The 21,676-nt window shown below is 62.3% G+C and carries 18 protein-coding genes; 14 read left to right on the top strand and 4 right to left on the bottom strand.

Annotated features, from left to right (window positions below; translation table 11 throughout):
- The first annotated feature begins 55 nt into the window (after positions 1 to 55).
- Positions 56 to 913 (top strand): metal-dependent hydrolase, encoded by an 858-nt coding sequence (locus EKO19_RS32815; RefSeq protein WP_129781629.1) that lies wholly within the window; start codon positions 56 to 58, stop codon positions 911 to 913.
- A 220-nt stretch (positions 914 to 1,133) separates the two neighbouring features.
- A complete protein-coding gene (locus EKO19_RS32810; RefSeq protein ID WP_129781628.1) occupies positions 1,134 to 1,796 on the top strand; it encodes an energy transducer TonB in 663 nt (220 codons plus the stop codon).
- Positions 1,797 to 1,836: 40 nt separating this feature from the next.
- On the opposite strand, the gene EKO19_RS32805 is transcribed toward EKO19_RS32810, so the two are convergent.
- Positions 1,837 to 3,024, bottom strand: a complete 1,188-nt coding sequence (locus EKO19_RS32805) for a carbohydrate porin (protein ID WP_157995551.1) — start codon at positions 3,022 to 3,024, stop codon at positions 1,837 to 1,839.
- 344 nt (positions 3,025 to 3,368) lie between these two features.
- Between EKO19_RS32805 and EKO19_RS39610 the strand changes: the two genes are divergently transcribed.
- Entirely contained in the window at positions 3,369 to 3,494 is a 126-nt protein-coding gene (locus EKO19_RS39610) for a hypothetical protein (protein ID WP_281281145.1), read from the top strand.
- A 62-nt stretch (positions 3,495 to 3,556) separates the two neighbouring features.
- Positions 3,557 to 5,413 carry an asparagine synthase-related protein gene (locus EKO19_RS32800; protein ID WP_157995550.1) on the top strand — a complete coding sequence of 619 codons (1,857 nt, stop codon included), beginning with the start codon at positions 3,557 to 3,559 and terminating at the stop codon, positions 5,411 to 5,413.
- On the opposite strand, the gene EKO19_RS32795 is transcribed toward EKO19_RS32800, so the two are convergent.
- Positions 5,410 to 8,244, bottom strand: coding sequence for a TonB-dependent receptor (locus EKO19_RS32795; protein WP_129781625.1), 2,835 nt, complete (start codon positions 8,242 to 8,244; stop codon positions 5,410 to 5,412). The genes EKO19_RS32800 and EKO19_RS32795 overlap by 4 nt on opposite strands.
- Before the next feature lie 241 nt (positions 8,245 to 8,485).
- On the opposite strand from EKO19_RS32795, the gene EKO19_RS32790 reads away from it, so the two are divergent.
- The 3 genes from EKO19_RS32790 to EKO19_RS32780 are packed head-to-tail and all read left to right on the top strand — an operon-like array spanning position 8,486 to position 10,528.
- Positions 8,486 to 9,634 (top strand): DSD1 family PLP-dependent enzyme, encoded by a 1,149-nt coding sequence (locus EKO19_RS32790; RefSeq protein ID WP_217705759.1) that lies wholly within the window; start codon positions 8,486 to 8,488, stop codon positions 9,632 to 9,634.
- A gap of 34 nt (positions 9,635 to 9,668) precedes the next feature.
- On the top strand, positions 9,669 to 10,082 hold the full coding sequence (locus EKO19_RS32785; RefSeq protein ID WP_129781624.1) for a DoxX-like family protein: 414 nt from the start codon (positions 9,669 to 9,671) through the stop codon (positions 10,080 to 10,082).
- Positions 10,064 to 10,528 (top strand): DUF2269 family protein, encoded by a 465-nt coding sequence (locus EKO19_RS32780; RefSeq protein ID WP_129781623.1) that lies wholly within the window; start codon positions 10,064 to 10,066, stop codon positions 10,526 to 10,528. Before EKO19_RS32785 ends, EKO19_RS32780 begins: the two co-directional genes overlap by 19 nt.
- Here EKO19_RS32780 and EKO19_RS32775 read toward each other — a convergent pair.
- The gene (locus EKO19_RS32775) at positions 10,501 to 11,067 is read right to left on the bottom strand and encodes a hypothetical protein (protein ID WP_129781622.1); all 567 of its coding nucleotides are present in this window, start codon (positions 11,065 to 11,067) and stop codon (positions 10,501 to 10,503) included. The two genes, EKO19_RS32780 and EKO19_RS32775, sit on opposite strands and share 28 nt — an antisense overlap.
- A 123-nt stretch (positions 11,068 to 11,190) precedes the next feature.
- Between EKO19_RS32775 and EKO19_RS32770 the strand changes: the two genes are divergently transcribed.
- Positions 11,191 to 11,718 (top strand): cysteine hydrolase family protein, encoded by a 528-nt coding sequence (locus tag EKO19_RS32770; RefSeq protein ID WP_157995549.1) that lies wholly within the window; start codon positions 11,191 to 11,193, stop codon positions 11,716 to 11,718.
- Here EKO19_RS32770 and uvrA read toward each other — a convergent pair.
- Positions 11,698 to 14,244, bottom strand: a complete 2,547-nt coding sequence (gene uvrA, locus EKO19_RS32765) for an excinuclease ABC subunit UvrA (protein ID WP_129781620.1) — start codon at positions 14,242 to 14,244, stop codon at positions 11,698 to 11,700. The genes EKO19_RS32770 and uvrA overlap by 21 nt on opposite strands.
- Before the next feature lie 101 nt (positions 14,245 to 14,345).
- Between uvrA and EKO19_RS32760 the strand changes: the two genes are divergently transcribed.
- The 6 genes from EKO19_RS32760 to EKO19_RS32735 all read left to right on the top strand — a co-directional run bounded on the left by EKO19_RS32760 (position 14,346) and on the right by EKO19_RS32735 (position 21,640).
- Positions 14,346 to 15,299: a hypothetical protein gene (locus tag EKO19_RS32760; protein WP_129781619.1), complete on the top strand. Its 954-nt coding sequence runs from the start codon at positions 14,346 to 14,348 to the stop codon at positions 15,297 to 15,299.
- Between the two features lie 121 nt (positions 15,300 to 15,420).
- A complete protein-coding gene (gene hemN / locus EKO19_RS32755) occupies positions 15,421 to 16,818 on the top strand; it encodes an oxygen-independent coproporphyrinogen III oxidase (protein WP_129781618.1) in 1,398 nt (465 codons plus the stop codon).
- A gap of 36 nt (positions 16,819 to 16,854) precedes the next feature.
- A complete protein-coding gene (locus tag EKO19_RS32750; protein WP_129781617.1) occupies positions 16,855 to 17,604 on the top strand; it encodes a helix-turn-helix domain-containing protein in 750 nt (249 codons plus the stop codon).
- Between the two features lie 88 nt (positions 17,605 to 17,692).
- On the top strand, positions 17,693 to 19,969 hold the full coding sequence (locus tag EKO19_RS32745) for a nitric-oxide reductase large subunit (protein WP_129781616.1): 2,277 nt from the start codon (positions 17,693 to 17,695) through the stop codon (positions 19,967 to 19,969).
- Between the two features lie 9 nt (positions 19,970 to 19,978).
- A complete protein-coding gene (locus EKO19_RS32740; protein WP_129781615.1) occupies positions 19,979 to 21,214 on the top strand; it encodes an NnrS family protein in 1,236 nt (411 codons plus the stop codon).
- A 6-nt stretch (positions 21,215 to 21,220) separates the two neighbouring features.
- Complete coding sequence (locus EKO19_RS32735; protein WP_129781614.1) at positions 21,221 to 21,640, top strand: SirB2 family protein; 420 nt, start codon at positions 21,221 to 21,223, stop codon at positions 21,638 to 21,640.
- Positions 21,641 to 21,676: the final 36 nt, after the last annotated feature.

Here is a 21,676-nt window from a genome sequence, read left to right as displayed (position 1 = left end):
CTCAATAAGAACTTTTAATACGCCAACCCTATCCTGGTCCCGATGGAAGCTGGTCATGGACACCTCCACCACCCCCACGCCCGCCGACCTCACGATCACGCCTCGAGACCTGCGCCTGGACCGCAAGGCAGCCCACGCCAAATGGTGGCACGGCGGCGACCCGGTGGCGACCGCTTACTTCAACGCCTTGTCGGCCTCGTTCCCGCAGGGTGAGACGTTCTTCATCGAGTCGGTCCGGCGTTTCCGGGACCGCGTGACGCCACGCCTGCAGGAACAGATCAAAGCATTCGTCGAGCAGGAAGCCGCGCACACCCGCGAGCACGTGGTGTTCAACAAGCTCATCAAGAGCGCCGGTTACGAGACCGCCAAGATGGACGCCGAGATCCGGCGCCGCCTCGACGTCGCTCGCTCACGTCATCCGGTCGGGCAACTGGCGATCACGGTGGCGTTGGAACATTTCACCGCGATCATGGCGCACGCCATACTGGTCGAAAAAAATCCGTTGCCCGGCGCGCCGGCCGAGGTATTGCGGCTGTGGCAATGGCATGCCATCGAGGAAATCGAGCACAAGGCGGTGGCGTTCGACACCTATCTCGCGGTCACGCGCGAGCTGTCGGGATTCAAACGCTGGGCGATTCGCTGCCAGGTGATGGTATTGATCAGCCTGCAGTTCTGGTACTCGAACTTGCAGCGCATGGCGGATTTTTTCAGGCAGGACGGCATCAATACGCCGCGCACCTGGTGGCGCGTGTTTACTTATTTAGTCTTCAAGCCGGGCGTGGTGCGCAAGGTGTTCCTGCCCTATCTCAGTTTCTTCCGTCCCGGCTTCCATCCCTGGGATCACAACGACAGAGCGCTGGTTCGCGAGTTCGAGCAGCGCCTGCGCTTGACGGAAGTCCAATCCAACCTGTGACCACGCCAGCTCACAAAAAATTCCCCGACGTTGCAACCGGAATGTGCTTACTTCCGGGAGCCTCCCGCCCGGGAGCAGATTCCAATCGCGGGTGCAGCGCCGATCGTCGTCCGGCGCGTTGAAACATCGGCCACCCGGATGGGGCCGTCGCCGCAACCCGTGTCATGGCACGCCCGTGCGCACGGGCGCGCTTCTAAAAACACGCTGGGAGTAAATCGGAATGACTGCGACGACGGTTAATACTTTTCCCTCTCTGAACCATTGGAACTCGCCTCGCGCGTGGGCGCTGGCGATCATCGTGTTACTGCATCTGGGATTCTTCTGGGCGCTGACCAACGGAATGACACAGACCATCATCAAGGTGTTCGTGCCGCAGGCACCGGTCCTGATTCCCGACATGACCCAACCCAAGCCGCTGAAACAGGTCGAAATCAAGGATGCGAGTATCGACCAGCCGAAGATCAAGCCGACTTTGATCCCGAGAGAAGTGACGATCCCCGACGAGTCGCCGGTGGGCCCGACCATCACCGTCGAGCCGAGAACGGAGACGGAGATTTTCGACGGCCCCGGTAGCGCGGTGCCGCCGACACCTGTCCTGGCCGAGCCACGCATCGACTCGCGTCGTGGCCTGAGCGAGCCGTACTATTCGCCAGCGGATATTCGCGCGGGCAACGAGGGCACGGTGGTGCTGTCGATCTATATCCTCGCGGACGGTCGCGTCGGCGATGTGAGACTGGTCAGCTCCAGCGGCCACGAGGGACTCGACAAGTCGGCGATGCGTGAAGCGAAGAAGTGGCGCTTCATTCCCGGCACCAGCGATGGCCAGCCGATGGCGATGTGGAAGCAACTGCCCGTAACGTTCCGTCTCAACACCCGCATGTAGGGTTGCAAGCAGTGCCGGCGTTCGCGCCGGCACTGCGCTGTTACCAACTGAACGTCGGCGCGGCGACTTCGAAGCGCAATCCCACCACCACGGCGTTACGCAGGGAACGCTGTGATCCTGGGTTGACGATGTATTGAACGTCGGGCTGCAAGGTCAGCCAGTCCGTGACCGTCGCGCGCCACGTGAGCTCCACTGCCGCCTCGTAATCATCCAGCCCTGCCGTGCTGTCTCGAAACGCCGATGACGTTTTGATCCAGGCGGCGCCGATACCGAAACTCTGTTCTCGTCCGGGCGGACGCGCCACATCGTAGTTCAACGCGCCGATCACCGACCAGTCGCAATCGTTCACGCTATGTTCCGCGTGACCGACACGCAGCGAGGTGCGCCAGGGCCGCACTTCGTCCAGTGCACCGAGTCGCGAGTCGGCTGAAACATACCAGCCGTGATTGTGGGTCGAACCGGTCGGCTCCGCGTCTTCCGCGACCAGAGGCTCGGTGGTCTGTGTGTAGCCCCACACGCCGAAGGCCACTTTCTCCACACGCCCTTCCGACAAACGCTGCAACTCCGAGACCAACAGCAATCCGTCAGCGTGATTCAGATGCACGGTCGTCACTTTGGGCTGGTGCGGATCGCCGGGCACGCCGTCGAAAGCGGCGCTGAGCCAATGCCACTCGGGCGCAATCTGCAGATTGACGCTCATGCCCAGCGACGTCGTCGGGAAGATCGACGGACCGTTCTCGCCGCTTTGGCTGAAATCCTGGCCGATACCGAAAACCGAATTGATATACAAGCCGCGCGGGTCGCTCGCATCGAACTCCGCGTTCAGATCGAGCAGACCGACGCGCGCAGCGTGCTTGCCATCCTCGCCGAAGCTCCACGCCGCACCCGCCTCGAACAAGCGCGCGGCCGCCGGGGCGTCGATGTTCGACACCGCGAATGAGTCACCGACGAAACGCTCCGACAAGCCACCGCCAGCATTGCTCTGGCCCGAAACAAACAAGGTCAGGCCGCGGATGTCGAACAGCTCTTCCATATCCAACGTCGCGGCCACGTCAAGATTTGAAAGGTGACGATCGCCGCGCCCCAATCCGCCTCGACGATTGGAAAAGTAGTCGCTGGTGTAGCCGGCCTCGAAACTCATGCTCGATGCGAAATCGCCCGCCGGCGCCAACGCAGGCGCGCAGGCCGCGCAGAGGCCCGCAGCCACCAAGGTCAGTTGTTTCGACATCGCGCCGCTCATGCGCCCTACATCGGCATGAGCACGGTTGGCATGACACGGCCCCGACGCTTTCAGGCTTTGCCGTATCCCGCCGCCGGTGCATCCCGGGCGCGGCGAGTGACGGCCATCACAATATCGGCGCGCGGGCAAATACCAATAATCCCATGTCTGTCACCTGGACGGCGACCGTAATCATGCAGGCAACAATTCCAGCGCTGGCGCGGATCATCGCAATGCGGTTGGCGAACCTCCGTCCAGTTCCTTAATTCCAATCCGATTTTGCTATGGCAGGGTCCGGCACGCACCGGGCAATACATTCCGTGTTGTTCGACGTGCCTTTAAAGGAGAGGGCAATGGACATGGATCCTATCGAGCTCGTCGACCTGGGCGATGCCACTGAAGAAACAAAACAGTTCCTCCCGGTCCCGGTCTTTCCGGACAGCACCTATTTCTGGGGGTTGGTGCCGGATCTGGGCTGATGTTTGAAGCCTGACCGTCCGGGTGCATGCGGCCGAATGCACCCGGATGTCTGGAGGAATGCATGTTCCGCTATCTCGCTTTGGCATGGAACGTCGATGCGACCGGGCAATGCGCGGCGGCCCGGATTCTGATCGATCGGCTGACCACACGATTCAAATCGTGGGGTCGAGTCGAACAAAAAAAGGGTCTATGGGTGCTGCACCCCAATTTCCGGCAAGGATCGCTCGAAGTGGTGTCCTTGCCGGAGGAGCGCGGCGTACTGATCGGCGCCTTGTTCGAACGCCGGACCGAACTCACCGACGACACCGCGACGCCGCGCTTCCGTCCGACGATTCAACAAAGCGAACAGATCGTCGCGAGCCGCGGCCGCTGGTTGATGGAACACACCTGGGGCAACTACATCGCCTTGCTGCGTGACCCGGCCGACAACCGCGTCTGGGTGAGCAAAGATCCAACCGGCAACCTGCCGTGCTTCAGCACCACGTTTCAGGGCGTGTCGGTGATCTTTGGAAACATCGCCGATCTGGTCGACACTCAACTGTTCCAGTTCACCATCAACGAGCAGTACCTGCGGGATCGGGTGCTCCACGGCGGCATTCTCGATCAGCCCGCGCTGAACGAAGTTCGAACCATTTACCGCGGCGAATGCGTCGAGCTGACTCAGACGACGACGCAATCCAGAGTGTTTCATTGGCTGCCGCTGCGTTTCGTCGAGCCGGGCGAGGCAATCGAAGACCCAACGTTTGCGGCACGAGCCATGCGATCGACGGTGCGCTCCTGCACGCGCACGTTGTGCGGCGATCACGCGAGCGTTCTGCATCGACTGTCGGGCGGGCTGGACTCATCGATCATCGCCGCCTGTCTCGCGGGCGTCCCGGCCCGCCCCCGATTGGCCTGTTACACCTACTTCACTCCGGGCGGCCGATCGGACGAACGACCCTGGGCGCGGCTCGCCGCCAGCAAGTATCAGCTGCAACACCAGGAGCATTCCGCCGTCGCGGATCAAATCCCATTACCCAACGTGATGAGCTCGCCGCCGCAGGTCGAGCCCACCGCCACGATGGGATATCTGCTCCGAAACACCCTGGAACACCAGATCGCCCGAGAGCATCAAGCAACCGCCGTGTTCTGTGGCGACGGCGGCGATTCGGGCTTCTGCGGCGACACGTTTGCTTACGCCGTCTCGGAATATTTGCAACGTCATGGCTTGCGTCCGCACGCACTCCGACTCGCCGCTCGTGTTGCCGCGTTGACCGAGGAGTCGACTTGGACCGTGATGGTGAAGTCGCTGCGCCGTTGGCGTCGTGGTGCAGGCATGGAACACCAGCGGAAGATGCTGCTGTCAGTGTCGACGCTGGTCGATGAAGGGCTGCGCGCCAGCTACTCCGACGCCGCCAGATTTCCGCACCCCTGGCTCGATCAGTTGCCGTCGGTGCCCTGGTCACTCGTCAGACGTCTCGGCGCGTTGCTGGCCACACCGGAGTTCTACAACGTCGCGCCCGGCATCGACGCGCCCGAGGTGCTCGCGCCGCTGTACTCGCAACCTGCGATGGAGCTGTTTCTTCGTATTCCAGTCGACGTGCACTTTCAAGGCGGTCGTGAGCGCGGACTGGCCCGCGAAGCCTTCGCTCAGGACGTGCCCGCCGAAATCATTCGTCGCCACTGGAAAGATCGAGCCCCGGGGTTCATCGATCGATTGGTCGAACGACACCGCAGCTTTCTGCGCGAGCTGCTGTTGGATGGCGTGCTCGTCGAGGCCCGGTTGTTGAACCGCAAAGCCGTCGAAGCAGCCTTGAGCGAGCGGGTATCGAAGAGCCCCGTGTATCCAGGCGAACTGTTACGCCATCTGGATGTGGAGGTCTGGGCGCGAACCTGGCGAACTTGCGCGAGCGATGCCCACCGCCGCGCGACCGCTTAGAATTTCTTTTCGAGCCGCATATACCAGGTGCGTTCCTTCAACTCGCCCTGAGACGAGTCGAATCCCGCGGCGTCGCCGACATTGGCAAAGCCGGGCTGCTCGTCGAACAGATTGACCGCACCTGCCCAGAGTTTCACACCGTCCACTCGCGACTCGCGCCCATACATCAGCCCCAAATCCAGCGACGCTTGCAGATCGATCAAAGTCTGCGCCGCTACGGTTCGACCGGTGCGCGCCCCGGCAATCGCATCGTCATAAGAAGGCGTGTAGCGGGCAAACGCAGCGGCTCCCAGCGGCCCCCGCCGCCATTTCAGCGACAGGATGGCGCGCCAGTCCAGAATGGAGCCGAGCTCACTCGCCAGATTCACCCGATCCACCGGCGCCTGGCCCGGCACATCGGTGGAATCGAAACGATCGAACCAGGTGGCCTGCAGCTCCGGCGTGAATCGGCCGAATTCGGTCAGAAAGTCCGCTTTGACGGCGAAGTCGACACCGGCCGCTTTGACGCCGCCGACGTTGATACGCGATGAATCGATGGTTCGCAGCGCGCCGGTGACCGGATCGCGCCCGATGCGATCCTGAAACAGCGCTTCGTTGGCCAGCATCACCTGTGGCGGCACCGAGACCACCCGGTTCTTCATGTCGATGCGCCACCAGTCGGCCGAAACATTCCAGTTGAAGGCCGAGTCCGGGCTGAATACCACACCGGCGGTGAGTGAACGCGCCGTCGCCGGCTCGAGCTCGCTGTTGCCACCCATGGTGAACTGAACGGTCGCCAGTTCGTGGCGCAACGGATCGGTCACCCGAGACACCGCCGAGATCCGCGGCAGATACATTTCATACAACGACGGCGGCCGAAAGCTGCTGCCCCCCGACACTCGCACGCCGAAGTCCCGATTCGGTTTCCACAGCAAGCCCAGCTGTGAACGCAGCACATGGCCGAACTCGCTGTAATCGTCCCAGCGAGAACCGGCGGTCAACGTCAGCTCCTGAAATCCAGGGACAGTCGTACGCAACTGGTTGCTGATGAGAGGCACGCGAAGCTGCGCGAACCCGGCAGTAACATCTCTATCGTGATCGAAAGAACCCGCGGCTTCGTTGGAAGCGCGCATGGATTCATTGCGCCACTCCGCGCCGATCACCGTTGTAATGGGACCGGCGGGCAAGTACGCGATCGAGCCTTGCACGAATCCGGCGACCTGCTGGCCGCCGGAACTGAACTTGTCCACGTCACGCGGCAACAGCAACTCGTCGCCGGCCATCGGACCGGACGAGAAAGGATTCAGCGCCTGGGCAGTGGGATTCGACAAGCCCCGCATCACGGCGGTCAGATCCACCGCATTATCCAATCCGGTGGTCGCCTGTTCATCGGAGCGCAACGCCGACAGCTCCCAGTTCCAGCGCCCCCAATCGCCACGCAAGGCCACCGACCAGCGCAGCAGGTCCGAGTCGACCGACTGCGATTGCGACGGATATTCCGTGAGCAGACGATTGATCAGTACCGTCGTGCCAAAAGGATTGTAGGGGTTGGCCGCGGACGCCGGCATGCTGGCCAACACCGGCGGTGAAAAGTAATAAGTCGAGTCGCGGTTCGCATAGAGCAGTTCGCCCGTCGCGGTGATGCGATCGGAAAGATGCGCTGTTCCCATTGCCGTGACCGTCCGGCGCGTCGCCTCGGGAACGACGCTGGAGAATCTCAGCAAACTTTCCAGATTCGGCTGACCCGCGGTCGCGCTGAAGTCGTCGCCTTCCAGAGGCACGGCGGCGACATTGGATGACAGGCCGGGCAAGTCGCCCATGACCGAGCTGACGTTGCCCGGGCTGCTGACCAGCGAGCGATGGTCGCGCCCGCCATAACGACGAAAGTCCTGATCGCGCCACAGAGCGCGCTCCTCACCGAGCAGACCGCCGATATTGAAATAATCGAACACCACCGCGCCGTGAAATCGATCCTTGTTCACGCCCGCGGAGAATGTGACTCGCTCCTGTTCGCCGCCGCCTGCGGCTTCGCCATAGCGTAGCTCCAGCGTCGGTTCGGCGACTTTGTCACGCAGCACGATGTTGATGACGCCGCCGATCGCATCGGTACCATAGGCGGCGGCGGCCGAGTCCAGCAGGAACTCGATGCGCTCCACCGCCGGGACCGGAATGGTGTTCAGATCGAACGCGCTGGACGACAGACTGTTGGCACTGGGCAAGACCCTGCGCCCATTGATCAGAACCAGCGCCGTGTCCGGACCGAGGCCGCGCATTTCAGCGTACTGCGCGCCGCTGCTTCGATAACCCTCCGGCCGTGAATACGCACTCTGTGAAATATATCGAAGCGCATCCGGCAAAGTCGGTGCGCCCATGGCGTCCAGATCGTCGCGCTCCATCACGACCACCTGCGGCACCGACAATGTGAGATCCCGGAGCGGCCAGCCCAGCACCAGCACCTCTTCGGGCTCGAGGCGCAACGGATCGACGTCAGTGGAGTGCGGCAAGGTCCGAACGACCGTGTCCGTGGGTGGCCCGGCCGTCACCTCCGAGGACGGTCGAGGCTCGACCGACACCATCGTGTCCTCGATCCAGCGCGACGTGAGCTGAGAGGAGCGCAGGATCACACTCAACACCTGGTCGACCGTGAACAACCCCTTCACCGGGCCGACCAGCCCTTCTTCTTCGGCGTCGTCGGAGCTCAGGTACGCGACCAGCAAGTCGGCCTGACGGCTCAGCTCATGCAATGCCATGACCCGACTGGTGCGCGGAATGTCGAATTCGAACTGTTGTAATCGCGATTCGTTCTCAGCACCGACCGTGGCGGCCAGCAGCAACAGCAGCAGCCCTAACAAATGGCATCGCGGCAGTCGCTTGCCTGACAGCACTGCGTCCCCGCCTGCATTCCCGCCTCGACATAAGTTGGTCTGGAAGAGCACAGTCGCTGAGCCGATCCACCCGTCGTTATTTGAATCCGATATTGGGATAGACCACGGCAATCATGCAACCTGATTCTTTCGTTTACGGTGCTTTTACCGATGTGTTCGCGGGTCGGACGTGCCACGTTGGCGGGCCGCAGCAAAAGTGCAGAGATCGATGTCCACGCGTTTCGAGTCTTCCCTGGCCCACCTGCCCACGCCGGGCTTGCTGCTCGATCAGCAGCGCATGGATCGGAACATCGCTCGTCTGAAGCGGCATCTGCAGGGACTCGGGGTCGGTCTGCGACCGCATCTGAAGACTTCGAAGTCCATCGACATCGCGCATCGTCTGATGGCGACGCCCGCCGGGCCCGCGACCGTATCGACGCTGAAAGAAGCCGAAGAGTTCGCCGCCGCCGGGGTCAAAGATATTTTGTATGCAGTGGGCATCGCGCCCGCCAAGCTGGACCGGGCAGTCGCGTTGCGAAATCGCGGCGTGGATCTGTCCATCGTGGTCGACAACATCGATCAGGCCAGGGCTGTAGCCGCGAAGTGCCGCGAGCTCGGCGTCAAACTTCCGACGCTGATCGAAATCGATTCCGACGGCCATCGCGCCGGTATACAACCAGGCGATCCGTTGCTGGTCGAGATTGCTCGCACCTTGCAGGAAGGCGGCGCCGATCCTCGCGGCATCATGACTCACGCCGGCGGCTCTTACGACGCTCGCGGCGAAGCACAGCTGGTGGCCGCCGCTGAACAGGAGCGAGCCGCGGCGGTCAAGTGTGCCGAACAATTGCGAGCCGCCGGTTTCGCCTCGCCGGTGGTGAGCGTGGGCTCGACCCCGACCGCCCACTTCGCCCGCGACCTGACCGGCGTCACCGAAGTGCGTGCCGGCGTGTTCGTGTTTTTCGATCTGGTGATGGCCGGCATCGGCGTGTGCTCGATCGATGACATCGCGATCAGCGTGCTCGCCAGCGTGATCGGCCATCAGCCGAGCAAACATCAGATCCTGGTCGACGCCGGCTGGATGGCGATGTCGCGCGACCGGGGCACGGCCAACCAGCCGGTCGATCAGTACTACGGCGTGGTGTGCGACCCCGAGGGCCGCCCCTATCCCGACCTCATCATGCGCCAGGCGAATCAGGAGCACGGCGTGCTGGAGCTTCGCCCCGGCAGTTCCGCCCAGCTGCCCGATCTGCCGGTGGGCTCACTGGTCCGCATCCTGCCCAACCATGCGTGCGCGACGGCTGCCCAACACACCTATTACAACGTGCTCTCCGAAGGCCGGATCGTAGCGAAGTGGCCGCGCATCGCTTCGGGCTGGTAAGCACGCTCCAGGGGGGCGGCTACAATGGCCGCCCATGCCAGATCCCCGTCACGCCCTCTCACCCGACGACACCCTCCGCTGGCTGCGATTCAGCATCGCGCTGGTCTGGATCTGGACGGGCATCGTGTCGCTGGGCTTGTATCCGACTGCAGATAGTTACGACCTGCTGGCCCGCGTCGGCATCACCGGCGCGTTGGCGCCAGTAATGTTGTATGGCGCCGCCGTGCTCGATCTGCTGGTCGGCATCGGCACGCTGGTCCTGCGACAGCGACGATGGTTGTGGCTGCTCCAGTTCGCGATCATCGGCGGCTACACATTCATCATCACATTCAAGCTGCCGGAGTTCTGGCTGCATCCCTATGGACCCTTGAGCAAGAACCTGGTGATGCTCGCGGCCATCTATTTGCTGTACACGCTGGAAGCGCGTCGATGGAATACCTGGTCGTAAAGTGGCTGCACATCCTGTCGTCGACGCTGCTGTTCGGCACCGGACTGGGCTCGGCGTTCTACATGTTCTTCACCAGCCTGACGCGCGACGCCCGCGTCATCGCCACCGTCGTTCGCTATGTCGTGATCGCCGACTACGCCTTCACCACGCCGACCATCATCATTCAGCCGCTCACTGGCCTGTACCTGATTCATCTCGCCGGCTTCCCACTGACCAGTACCTGGATCGTCGTCTCCGTCATTCTGTACTTTGTCGCCGGCGCAGCCTGGCTGCCCGTGGTGTGGATGCAAATCAAGATGCGCGACATGGCGGCTGCCGCGGCCGCGAACGGCACGGAGTTGCCGCAACGCTATTGGACGTTTCTCAAGGGGTGGGTGGCGCTCGGCGTCGTCGCCTTCGCGGCCCTGGTCGTCGTCTTCTATTTGATGGTCGCAAAGCCCGCCTGATATCCCGGTTGCTTACGCTCGCCGCGATGTCGCAGCGTTCGCGCCAACTCTTCCAGGATGGGCACACCGGCCAGACCGATGAAGCTCGCCAGCAATAAAACGCGGCCGGCATCGGCAGGCACCGCGGCAAGCGATGCGCCGTTGAGCCCCGCGCCAATCTCCTGCCAATGCAACACACCGAAGATTGCGACGGCGACCAGCGGCAACACGTCCATGAAGCCATGGATGAGCTGTTCGAACGGTGAGATGTAGCGCTGACCGTCTGTGTAGGAAACATCCAGGTGCGCCAGTGCGGTGTGGGCCAACACGCCGACAACCATCACGCCAAACACCCACACATTTGTCTCGAGCAGCGCGCCGGCCGCAATCGCGACCAACAGCGTCAGGAACTGCAGCACGTGGAACCAGGATTCGACGCTACCGGAGGTGTGCTCGATGTCGGTCCGGCGATGGCACAAGTAATCTCCCGCGCCAGCCAGGAGCCATAGAGGATAGATGCCCCACCACAGCAGATTTTCCAGCAAGGTTTGCAGGCTCATCGCCACGCTCCGCGACTCCCCAAATGAAATCCCTCTCGTGCCCGGCCGGTTCCCGGACAAGGAACCATCACGCCGCTGCTACATTCTCTGCACATGCCCCAGCGACACAAACCCGGCACAGCCTTGCTGATCCTGGACATGATTTCCGAGTATCGCTACCCGGATGGCGAGCGAATCATGCGAAGCGCGCTCCGGGCAGCGCCGAACATCGCGCGATTGAGAGATCGCGCGCACGCGGCGCGGCTGCCTGTGATTTATGTTAATGACACAGCCGGCAAATGGGAGTCCGACCCCAAGGCCTTTGTGGATCGCTGCATGCAACCCGACTCCCGCGGGCGCAAGATCGTCCAGTTGCTGGCGCCGACGCCGGAAGACTACTTCATGTTCAAGCCGAGACACTCGGCCTTCTTCGGCACGCCGTTGCATGCCCTGCTCGAGCAGTTGAGGATTCACAGGCTGATCGCCACCGGCATCACCAGCCATCAGTGCGTATTGTTCACCGCCATGGACGCGCACGTCCGTGAATACGAACTGATCGTCCCTTCCGATTGCGTCGGTGCCGGCGCGGCCGCCGACACCCGACATGCGTTATATATTTTTTCTCACGCGCTGATGGCGAAAGTGGTCGGCTCACGGCAGGTGCGCATCTGAGGACGCTTGCAGAAACTCCGCCAGGAAGGGCGCGGTCCGGCTCCGCTTGGAGCTGGCGACCTGCGTGGGCAGCCCGGTGACGACAATCGAGCCGCCTTCATCGCCCGCGCCCGGCCCCATATCGATCACCCAGTCGCTACCGGCGACCACCCGCATGTCGTGCTCGACGACCACGACGGTATTGCCCGCGTCCACCAGACGCTCGAGCTGGACGACCAAGCGCTCGACATCGGACGGATGCAAGCCGGTGGTCGGCTCATCCAATACATATAAGGTATCGCCCTTGGACAGGCGCTGCAGCTCGGTGGCCAGCTTGATGCGCTGAGCTTCGCCGCCGGACAGCTCGGTCGCCGCTTGCCCGAGCCGCAAATACCCCAGCCCCACTTCGCGAAGCACGTCGAGCGAGCGATGAATGTGCGGCTCATCCTCGAAGAATTGCCATGCCGCATCGACAGTCATCGCCAGCACGTCGGCGATGTTCCTGTCTCGATATCGAATCTCCAGTGTCTGCGCGTTGTATCGAGCACCATGACACGTCGGACAGGGCGCATACACGCTCGGCAGGAATAACAGCTCGACCATCACGAAGCCTTCGCCTTCGCAGGTCTCGCAGCGGCCTTTCGCAACGTTGAAAGAGAATCGGCCCGCGTCATAGCGGCGCGAGCGCGCGGTCTTCGTGGCCGCGAACAGTTTTCGCACGTAGTCGAACAGCCCGGTGTAAGTCGCGAGATTGGAGCGTGGCGTGCGACCGATCGGTTTCTGGTCCACGCGCACCAGTCGCTTGATCCGATCCATGCCGCCGACGATCTTGCCGCCGAGCGTGTGCACGATGGTGCGCTCCAGCTCACTGCCCTCTTCCTCATCGGCAACGACCGCCTGCCCGAGATGCGCCGAGACCAATTCGACCAACACCTGACTCACCAGCGTCGACTTGCCCGAGCCCGACACGCCAGTGACGCTGGTCAACAAACCGAGTGGGAACTGCGCGTCGAGCTTTTCCAGGTTGTTGCGGGTCACGCCGCTCAACTTCAGCCACTCGCGCGGCGCTCTCGGTTCACGCGGCGGCAGTTTGAATTCGGAGAACAGGAATCGACGCGTGTGCGACGCTTCGATCGATGCGAGCCCCTCGGGCGGTCCGCTGTACAGGATCTGGCCGCCATGCTCACCCGCGGCCGGGCCAACATCCACGATCCAGTCGGCGTGCCGAATCACATCGAGCTCATGTTCGACGACGAACAACGAGTTACCCGCTGCCTTCAGCTGATCCAGCGCCGTGAGCAGTGCCTTCGTATCCGCAGGATGCAGACCCGCCGACGGCTCGTCGAGCACATACACGACACCGAACAGATTCGATCGCACCTGAGTGGCGAGCCGCAGACGCTGCAGTTCCCCCGGCGACAACGTGGGCGTGCTGCGCTCCAGCGACAGATAGCCCAAGCCCAAGTCGAGCATCACCGCGACGCGTGCTTCCAGATCCTGCACGATGCGCTGTGTGACCAATGCCTTCTCCGGATGCTCCGCTTCGAGCTTGCGCCAACGGGGCGCCGTCGCGGACGCATACGGTTTCAACAGTTTGGCCAGTTCCTTGAGCGGCAGCCCCGACATCTCCGCGATATCCAGTTCGGCAAACTTCACGGACAACGCTTCGAGCTTCAACCGTTTGCCTTTGCAGAGCGGGCAGTCGGTACTCACCAGGTATTGCGACACCCGCTTCTTCATCAGCGGGCTTTCGGTGTTGGCGAATGTGTGCAGAACGTAGCGTCGCGCACCGGTGAACGTTCCCTGATAGCTCGGCTCTTCCTTGCGTTTCAATGCGCGCTTCACTTCGTGCGGTTCGTAACCCGCGTACACAGGCACTGTGGGTTGCTCTTCCGTGAACAGCAGCCAATCGCGATCTTTCTTCGACAGCTCGCGCCAGGGCTTGTCGATGTCGAACCCCAGCGTCACCGCGATGTCTCGCAAGTTCTGCCCGTGCCACGCCGGCGGCCACGCGGCGATGGCTCGCTCTCGAATGCTGAGCGAAGGATCGGGCACCATCGAGGCTTCCGTCGCATCGTAAATCCGACCCAACCCATGACAGGTCGGACATGCGCCCTGCGGCGTGTTCGGCGAAAACGACTCCGCATACAGCAGCGCTTGACCGCGCGGATAATCGCCGGCTCGCGAGTACAGCATGCGTAACAAGTTCGACAGCATGGTCACACTGCCCACCGACGAGCGCGTCGTCGGCGAACCGCGTTGCTGTTGAAGCGCGACGGCCGGCGGCAAGCCGTCAATCTCATCGACCTGCGGCACGCCCATCTGATGAAACAATCGCCGCGCATACGGGGAAACCGATTCCAGATAGCGCCGCTGCGCCTCGGCGTACAGCGTGCCGAACGCGAGCGAGGATTTTCCCGACCCCGACACGCCGGTGAACACCACCAAGGCGTCGCGTGGAATCTCTACATCGACATTCTTCAGATTGTGCTCACGTGCGCCGCGGACACGGACTTTACCGTCCAGGCGTGAATCGGTCTTTTTCATTACTGACTAACTGCTGTGGATGCGATTGGTTTCGCGAGGGAGCGCGTCCTACGTCTGAGTGTGAGCGCCAGCGATCCTGCGAGACCCACATGCATTCTCCCATGAATCGTCCCTCCGTCGTGCTGCCCGGCGCGCTCGCGCTGGCACTGGCCGGCCCGGCCTGGTCGGAACACGACATCGAGTTCGTCCAGGAGCATCTGCCCGAAGTCATGATGGACAATCGCTATGCCACGCTGCCGGTCTGGGATCTGGGCACCGGACAGCGGAGCACCGCCTATCAATTCCAGGCGGCTTATGCTTCCGCATCCGCGGGCGATCTGAACATCGCGGGACCGTTGCTCTCGATGTCCGCTACCCGATCGCTGAGTAGCAGGACGCGGCTGGGAGCCTTCGGCTTCTACGATCCCTTGCGCCTGCATGCCGATCACGACCGCCGGCCGTTGCAAACATTGTTCGCTCCGGAAACTCCCATCGGGCGGCCGGTGGACGCGGAGTTCAGCCATCTGGATGGCACGGCGACCGACTTCGGCGCCGGCTTGTTCTGGGCGCGACATCAAGAGCAAGGTCTGCTCGGCGAGCACAATTGGGTCGTCGGCGTGCTGTGGCAACGGGTCGACCTGAAGGACTATCGCTTCGACTATGCGATCACCGGCGGCCCGCAGGCAGGACTGCAAGGCCAGCTCGATTTCGATGCGCGTTACGATCACATCACGCCGTTCTTCGGCTTGGAGGTGCCGCGCACACGCCACGACTGGATGTTCACTCCGCATGCGTTGTTCGCCTATCCAACGCCCCGGCGCGGCATTCGAGGCCACATCACCGGCCCCGACTTCGATATTTCCGGCGACACCGCCAGCGCCGGCAATGGCAAGCATTTCGGCGATCCGTCCCTGACTCTCGGCTTCACCATCACTTATCTGCCGGCCCATCTGTCCATCGATGCCGGCACGTTGCTCACTCAGCAGGTGCTGGAACAGCAGATTCACAAAGGCATCGAGAGCAACTGGCTGCTGTCGGTGTCGTGGGCGCCGGGCGGGAACCGCACTGCTTTTTGAAACCACTGAAGACCCGGACCCGGCGGTTCAAGCCGGAAGAAACTGCTCGTCGCCGTCCCCGGCGCAGGAGACCTGACCTAGGTCAAGGCACCGCACGGCGCACCTGACATACGGTAGCGCCATGATGAGCCAATGCCTCACGTGCGATGTCGATCTGCTCCGCCGCTACGATCAGCCGGGGCCGCGATACACGTCCTATCCGACCGCGCCGCAGTTCGGGCCGCATTTCAAGGAGGATATGCTGCGCGAGTACATCCGCCGCAGCAACGAAGAACTGATTCCGCGCCGGCTGTCGTTATATGTGCACGTTCCCTATTGCTCGAGCCCGTGTCTGTATTGCGGCTGCAATCGCGTCATCTCGCGTGATCGCAGCGCCGGCACGCGCTACGTCGAACGTTTGATTCGCGAGATCTCGCTGGCCGGTCCGTTGTTCGATCACGATCGCGAGGTCATCCAGGTTCACTTCGGCGGCGGCACGCCGAATTTCCTGCGCCATGAAGAGATCGGCGACATCATGAGCAGCCTGCGCAAGCAGTTTCAGCTCAGCAGCGCCGCGATCCGTGACTTCTCGATCGAGATCGATCCGCGTTTCATCGACGCCTCGGATATCGCGGCTTACGCGCAGATGGGACTGAACCGCGCCAGCCTCGGCGTGCAGGATTTCGATCCGACGGTGCAGCGAGCCGTAAATCGCATCCAAAGCGCCGAGCTCACCGAGAACGTCATCGAGGCCTGTCGACGCAGCGGGTTCCGCTCGGTCAATGTCGACCTGATCTATGGCCTGCCTCATCAGACGCTGGAAGGCTTCGGCCGCACGCTCGACACCGTGCTCGAGATCCGCCCCGACCGACTCGCGGTGTACGGCTACGCGCACATGCCTCACCTGTTCAAGCCCCAGCGTCGCATCGACGCCAGCGCCCTGCCGAACGCCAGCGAACGAATCGCACTGTTGTCCCTCGCCATCGGCAAGCTCACCGCCGCAGGCTACGTATACATCGGCATGGATCATTTCGCCCTGCCCGACGACGACCTGACGCGCGCCTATGATGCCGGCACGTTACAAAGAAATTTCATGGGCTACACCACCCATGCCAATTGCGACCTGCTCGGCCTGGGCGTCAGTGCCATCAGTCATATCGGCGACAGTTTCAGCCAGAATCCCCGCGATCTGCCCTCGTGGGAAGGCGCGGTCGACTCCGGACATCTCCCGGTATGGCGCGGCCGTCATCTGGATCTGGACGATCAGGTGCGCGCCGAGGTGATCCAGCAGCTGATGTGCCGGGGCGCGATCGACATCGCCGCCGTGGAGCGGCGCTACGACATCGACTTCAACCGCTACTTCGCCGACGCCCTGGCCCACGTGCAGCCCCTGGCGAAAGACGGCTTGGTGACCCTGGAAAGGTTGCGCATTTCGGCGACCTCGCGCGGGCGATTGCTCTTGCGTATCATCGCCATGTGTTTCGATCGATACCTGAATCATCGACTCCCGGGCGGGCCGACCTACTCCAACGCGATCTGACCGCTGCGTCCCGCCGGCAGCGCCAATGTGCTGCCAATGAGTGACGTGAGCCGCCGCCCCGTGCCTGGCATCGCCGATGACGGCGACGCCTTCCATTTCTGCAGTACCTGCGCGTTCTCGGCTGCCTGTCTGGAGAGCGGCTACGACAAGAGCCTGTTGCGGGACCTGCACGTGCTGGTCGAGCACATCGGCCCGTTCCATGAAGGCGAGCACATTTTTCGGGAAGGCGATCCGTTCACGGCCATCGCGGCCGTACGCTCCGGCACCGTCAAGACTTATGTGACGGACCACGAGGGTCGCGAGCACGTCCAGGGGTTCTTTCTGCCCGGCGAGGTGATCGGCCTCAACGCCATCTCGCAGGCCCGCTATCCGAGCAACGCCATCGCGCTCGACTCGGTCGTCCTGTGCCGGTTCTCGTTTCCAAACATCGCAGCCCTGGCAACGCGCATGCCCGGGTTGCAACAGCAACTGTTCAAGTTGCTCAGCCTGGATATCGGCAAGGCGACGCTGCTGTCCGGCAACTTCTCCGCCGACGAACGAATGGCGGCGTTCTTGATTACATTGTCACGACGCTACGCCGCTCGCGGCTTCTCGCCCAACCGGTTCCTGCTCACCATGACCCGGACGGATATTGCCAACTACCTGCGGCTCGCCTCGGAAACCGTCAGCCGCGTGTTCCGGCGGTTCCAGGATGAAGGGATGATTCAGGTCGAACGGCGGGAGATCGAGCTGAAGGATCGGAAACAGCTGGAGACGTTGGCGGAAAATGTGCTTCGGAGCACATAAACCGCAGCCCTCTCGTACCTGACTTAGATCAGGGCACCCCCGCCACCCCGACCCCATGATCCCGCCACCAATGAGTGGGAGAGGGTCCATGAACGCGAGTCGAAGGTTATGGGTGGGACTAGGGGTCCTGCTGCTGCTTTCCTTTGCCGTCCTGCTGTGGGTAGGCGGCGAAATACACCGGGTGATGCCACCGATTCCATCGGCGGTGGTCACCGAGAACGGCACGACGGTCTACACGCGCGCCGATATCCAGAAAGGCCGGCAAGTCTGGCAATCCATCGGCGGTCAGCAGCTCGGCTCCATTTGGGGTCACGGCGGCTATGTGGCTCCGGACTGGAGTGCGGACTGGTTGCATCGCGAAGCCGTCGCCTGGCTGGATATCGATACGCAACGTGAGACGTCGCAGCGTTACTCACAATTGCCCGAAGACACGCAGGCAGCATTCGCGGCCCGCCTGAAACCTCGTATTCGCAACAACACCTACGACGCGAGCACCGACACCATCACGGTCTCCGAAGATCGCGCGCTCGCAATGTCACAAGTCGCGGCTCATTACGAATCGCTGTTCAGCAACGATCCGCAAACGCTGGAGCTGCGCAAGGCGTATGCGATGAAGGACAACACGGTGATGACCGCCGAGAATCGGGCCGCCTTGACGGCGTTCTTCTGGTGGTCTTCCTGGTCGGCGGTCACACAGCGTCCGGGCAAGGACATCACATACACCAACAACTGGCCGCACGACACGCTGGTCGGCAACGATCCGCCGGGCCACCTGTTCATGTGGACGGTGTTCAGCGTGATGTTCCTGATCGCGGGTATCGCGCTGCTCGGCTGGCATCATGCCCGTCACAAGGACGAGGCACCGCCGGAGCTGCCTGCCACCGATCCGCTGGCGTTGATTCGAGTCACGCCGTCGATGAAGGCCACCGGCAAATATTTCTGGCTGGTGATCGCCTTGTTCCTGACGCAGATCCTGCTCGGTGCCATCACCGCGCACTATCAAGTGGAAGGTCAGGAAGCGTACGGCTTCGCACTCGCCAACTACCTTCCTTATTCGCTCAGCCGCACCTGGCACACGCAGCTGGCAGTGCTGTGGATCGCGACCGCGTGGCTCGGCATGGGGTTGTATATCGGCCCCGCGATCTCCGGGCACGAGCCGAAGTATCAACGCTTCGGCGTCAACTTCCTGTTCACCTGTCTGCTCATCATCGTGGTGGGCGCGTTCACCGGACAGTGGCTGGCGGTGATGCAGAAGCTCGGCCTGGACAAGAACTTCTGGTTCGGTCACCAGGGCTGGGAATACGTGGATCTGGGCCGTTTCTGGCAGATCTTCCTGTTCGTCGGACTGGGTGTGTGGCTGACGCTGGTGGGTCGCGCGCTGTGGCCGGCGATCAAGAAGGGCGGTGAATCCAAGTCCATCATCACCCTGCTGTTCCTCTCCACGGTCTGTATCGGCCTGTTCTACGGCGCCGGTCTGATGTGGGGCGAGCACACTCACCTCTCCATGGTCGAGTACTGGCGCTGGTGGGTGGTGCATCTGTGGGTCGAAGGATTCTTCGAAGTGTTCGCGACCGCTGTGATCGCCTTCCTGTTCACACGACTGGGACTGCTGCGCACGAGCACTGCGACCACCGCGGTGTTGTTCGCCACCATCGTGTTCCTGAGCGGCGGCGTGCTCGGCACTCTGCATCACCTGTACTTCACCGGTACTCCGACGGCAGTGATCGCGCTCGGCGCAAGCTTCTCCGCGCTGGAAGTGGTGCCGCTCGCGTTCGTCGGCTTCGAGGCTTATCAAACCTTCAAGCTCGGCTCCGCGACGCCGTGGATGCAACGTTATCGCTGGCCGATCCTGTTCTTCACCGGTGTGGCGTTCTGGAATCTGGTGGGCGCCGGTCTGTTCGGCTTCCTCATCAATCCGCCGCTGCCGCTGTACTACATGCAGGGCCTGAACCTCACTCCGCTCCACGGCCACACGGCGCTGTTCGGTGTCTACGGTCTGCTCGGTGTGGGCTTGATGTTGTTCTGCCTGCGCGGCCTGAAGCCGAATGTGGTGTGGAACGAGCGTCTGCTGAAGACCAGCTTCTGGGCCTTCAACATCGGTCTGGCCTGCATGGCGCTGTTCACGCTGTTGCCCATCGGCATCATCCAGCTCACCGCCGCGATCGATCATGGCTACTGGTTCGCTCGCTCCGCCGAGCTGATGCAGCGGCCGATCATCCAGCTGCTGGTGTGGTTGCGCGTCCCTGGCGACACCATCTTCAGCGTCGGCGCCTTGTCTCTCGCGTGGTTCGTACTGCGGCTGTGGATCGGCCCGAAGCAAGCCAAGCTCGAAGTGCCGCAAGGAGCTCAAGTCGCGAAACGTTGAGACAGTGACATGAACACAGTCACCCTGCCCGCCAGCACATTGCGCATCATCGCGGCTGCCCCCCACCGCTTGATGTTCTTCATAGGCGCAACGAACGTGTTGCTGGCAATGCTCTGGTGGGCTTGGTGGCTGATCAGTGCGCGCTGGTTCGGAGGATCCAGCGCGCTGCCTTCCGCGCCGCCGGGATGGATGCATGCGATCGTCATGCAGTACCAGGTTCTGCCGGCTTTCATGTTTGGTTTCCTGTTGACCGTGTTCCCGCGCTGGATGGCACTGCCGTCATTGCGACGTGAACACTACGTGCCGGTCGGCATCGGCATGTTTGGTGGGCAACTCGCCACGCTCGCTGCGCTGGCGGGTCTTGGCAATCCCGATTTCCTCCTGAAGTTCGGCGCGATGCTCAACACCGCGGGCTGGCTCGTCGGCACCGCGTGGCTGGTGCGCCTGGTCGTTCAAGAAGGCGGGCGTACGTGGCACTCAGTGAGCTGCGCGTTCGCATTGTGCTTTGGCCTGGTCGGCCTCGCGCTCTACTCCGCGTTCTTGTTTCTCGCCGAGCCGCGTGCGGCATTCGCCGCGATCAAGTTGGGCACGTTCGCCGTGCTGCTACCGATCTACTTCACCGTTTGTCATCGCATGATTCCGTTCTTCGCCAGCGCCGTGAATCCCACTTATCGAATCGTGCGACCGATGGCGACGCTGGCGCTGTTCTGGGTGCTGACCCTGGCCCATCTATGGCTGGAACTGCGCCATGGTTACGCGTGGCTGTGGGTCGTCGACACACCGATGGCAGTGATGACCGCCTGGCTGCTGTGGCGCTGGTTGCCGCGACGAGGGCACACGCCGCCGCTGCTGCTCGTGCTGTTTGGAGGCTTTGCGTGGCTGTCATTGGCCTTCCTGCTCTACTCGATCCAAAGCATTCAATTCGCACTGAGCAGTCAGTTCATCCTCGGCCGGGCGCCGGCGCACGCGTTGTTCATCGGGTTCTTCGCCAGTCTGCTGGTGGCGATGGTGACGCGCGTCACACAAGGACACTCGGGCCGGCCGCTGGTGCTCGGCAAGGTCGCGGCGTTCGCATTCATCGTCATCCAGGCGGTCACGATTACACGCGTGGCCGCCGAAGTGGCCTCGGACTCGCTCGCCATTCAAGCCATTGCCGCGCTTGGCTGGCTCGTCGCGTTCGTGCCTTGGGTGCTACGATCGACCTGGATTTATTGCACGCCCAGAGTCGACGGCAACATTGGATGATTGGGGATGATCGAGTTCTATCCACAGATCAAATCGGTTCACATCGCAGCGGTCATGGCCAGTGGCCTGCTGTTTTTCCTGCGCGGCGCCTCGCTCCATGCCGGCATGACCTGGGCCATGGCGGCGCCGGTTCGCTATTTGAGCTATGCCATCGATACGACGCTGCTGACAGCCGCGTTGATGCTCGCGACCCTGCTCCATCAGTATCCGTTCGTGCACGGCTGGCTCACGGTAAAAGTGGTTCTGCTGGTCGTTTATATCGTGCTCGGTACGTTCGCGCTGAAGCGCGGCTCCACCAGGAAAATCCGTGTGATTTGCTGGCTGGCGGCGCTCGCCGTGTATGTATTTATTATTACAGTGGCGCGCGCCCACAACCCTGCCGGCATCTTTGCGGCCATTCCGCAGCTGCTCAGTACATCAACGTAAGCATGCAGGCCGCGTGACCTAGATCAGGTTCGGCGG

It is taken from the genome of Peristeroidobacter soli, from assembly GCF_004138485.1.
GTDB classification, from domain to species: Bacteria; Pseudomonadota; Gammaproteobacteria; order Steroidobacterales; family Steroidobacteraceae; genus Steroidobacter; species Steroidobacter soli.
This window is presented reverse-complemented; position numbering and strand designations above follow the sequence as displayed.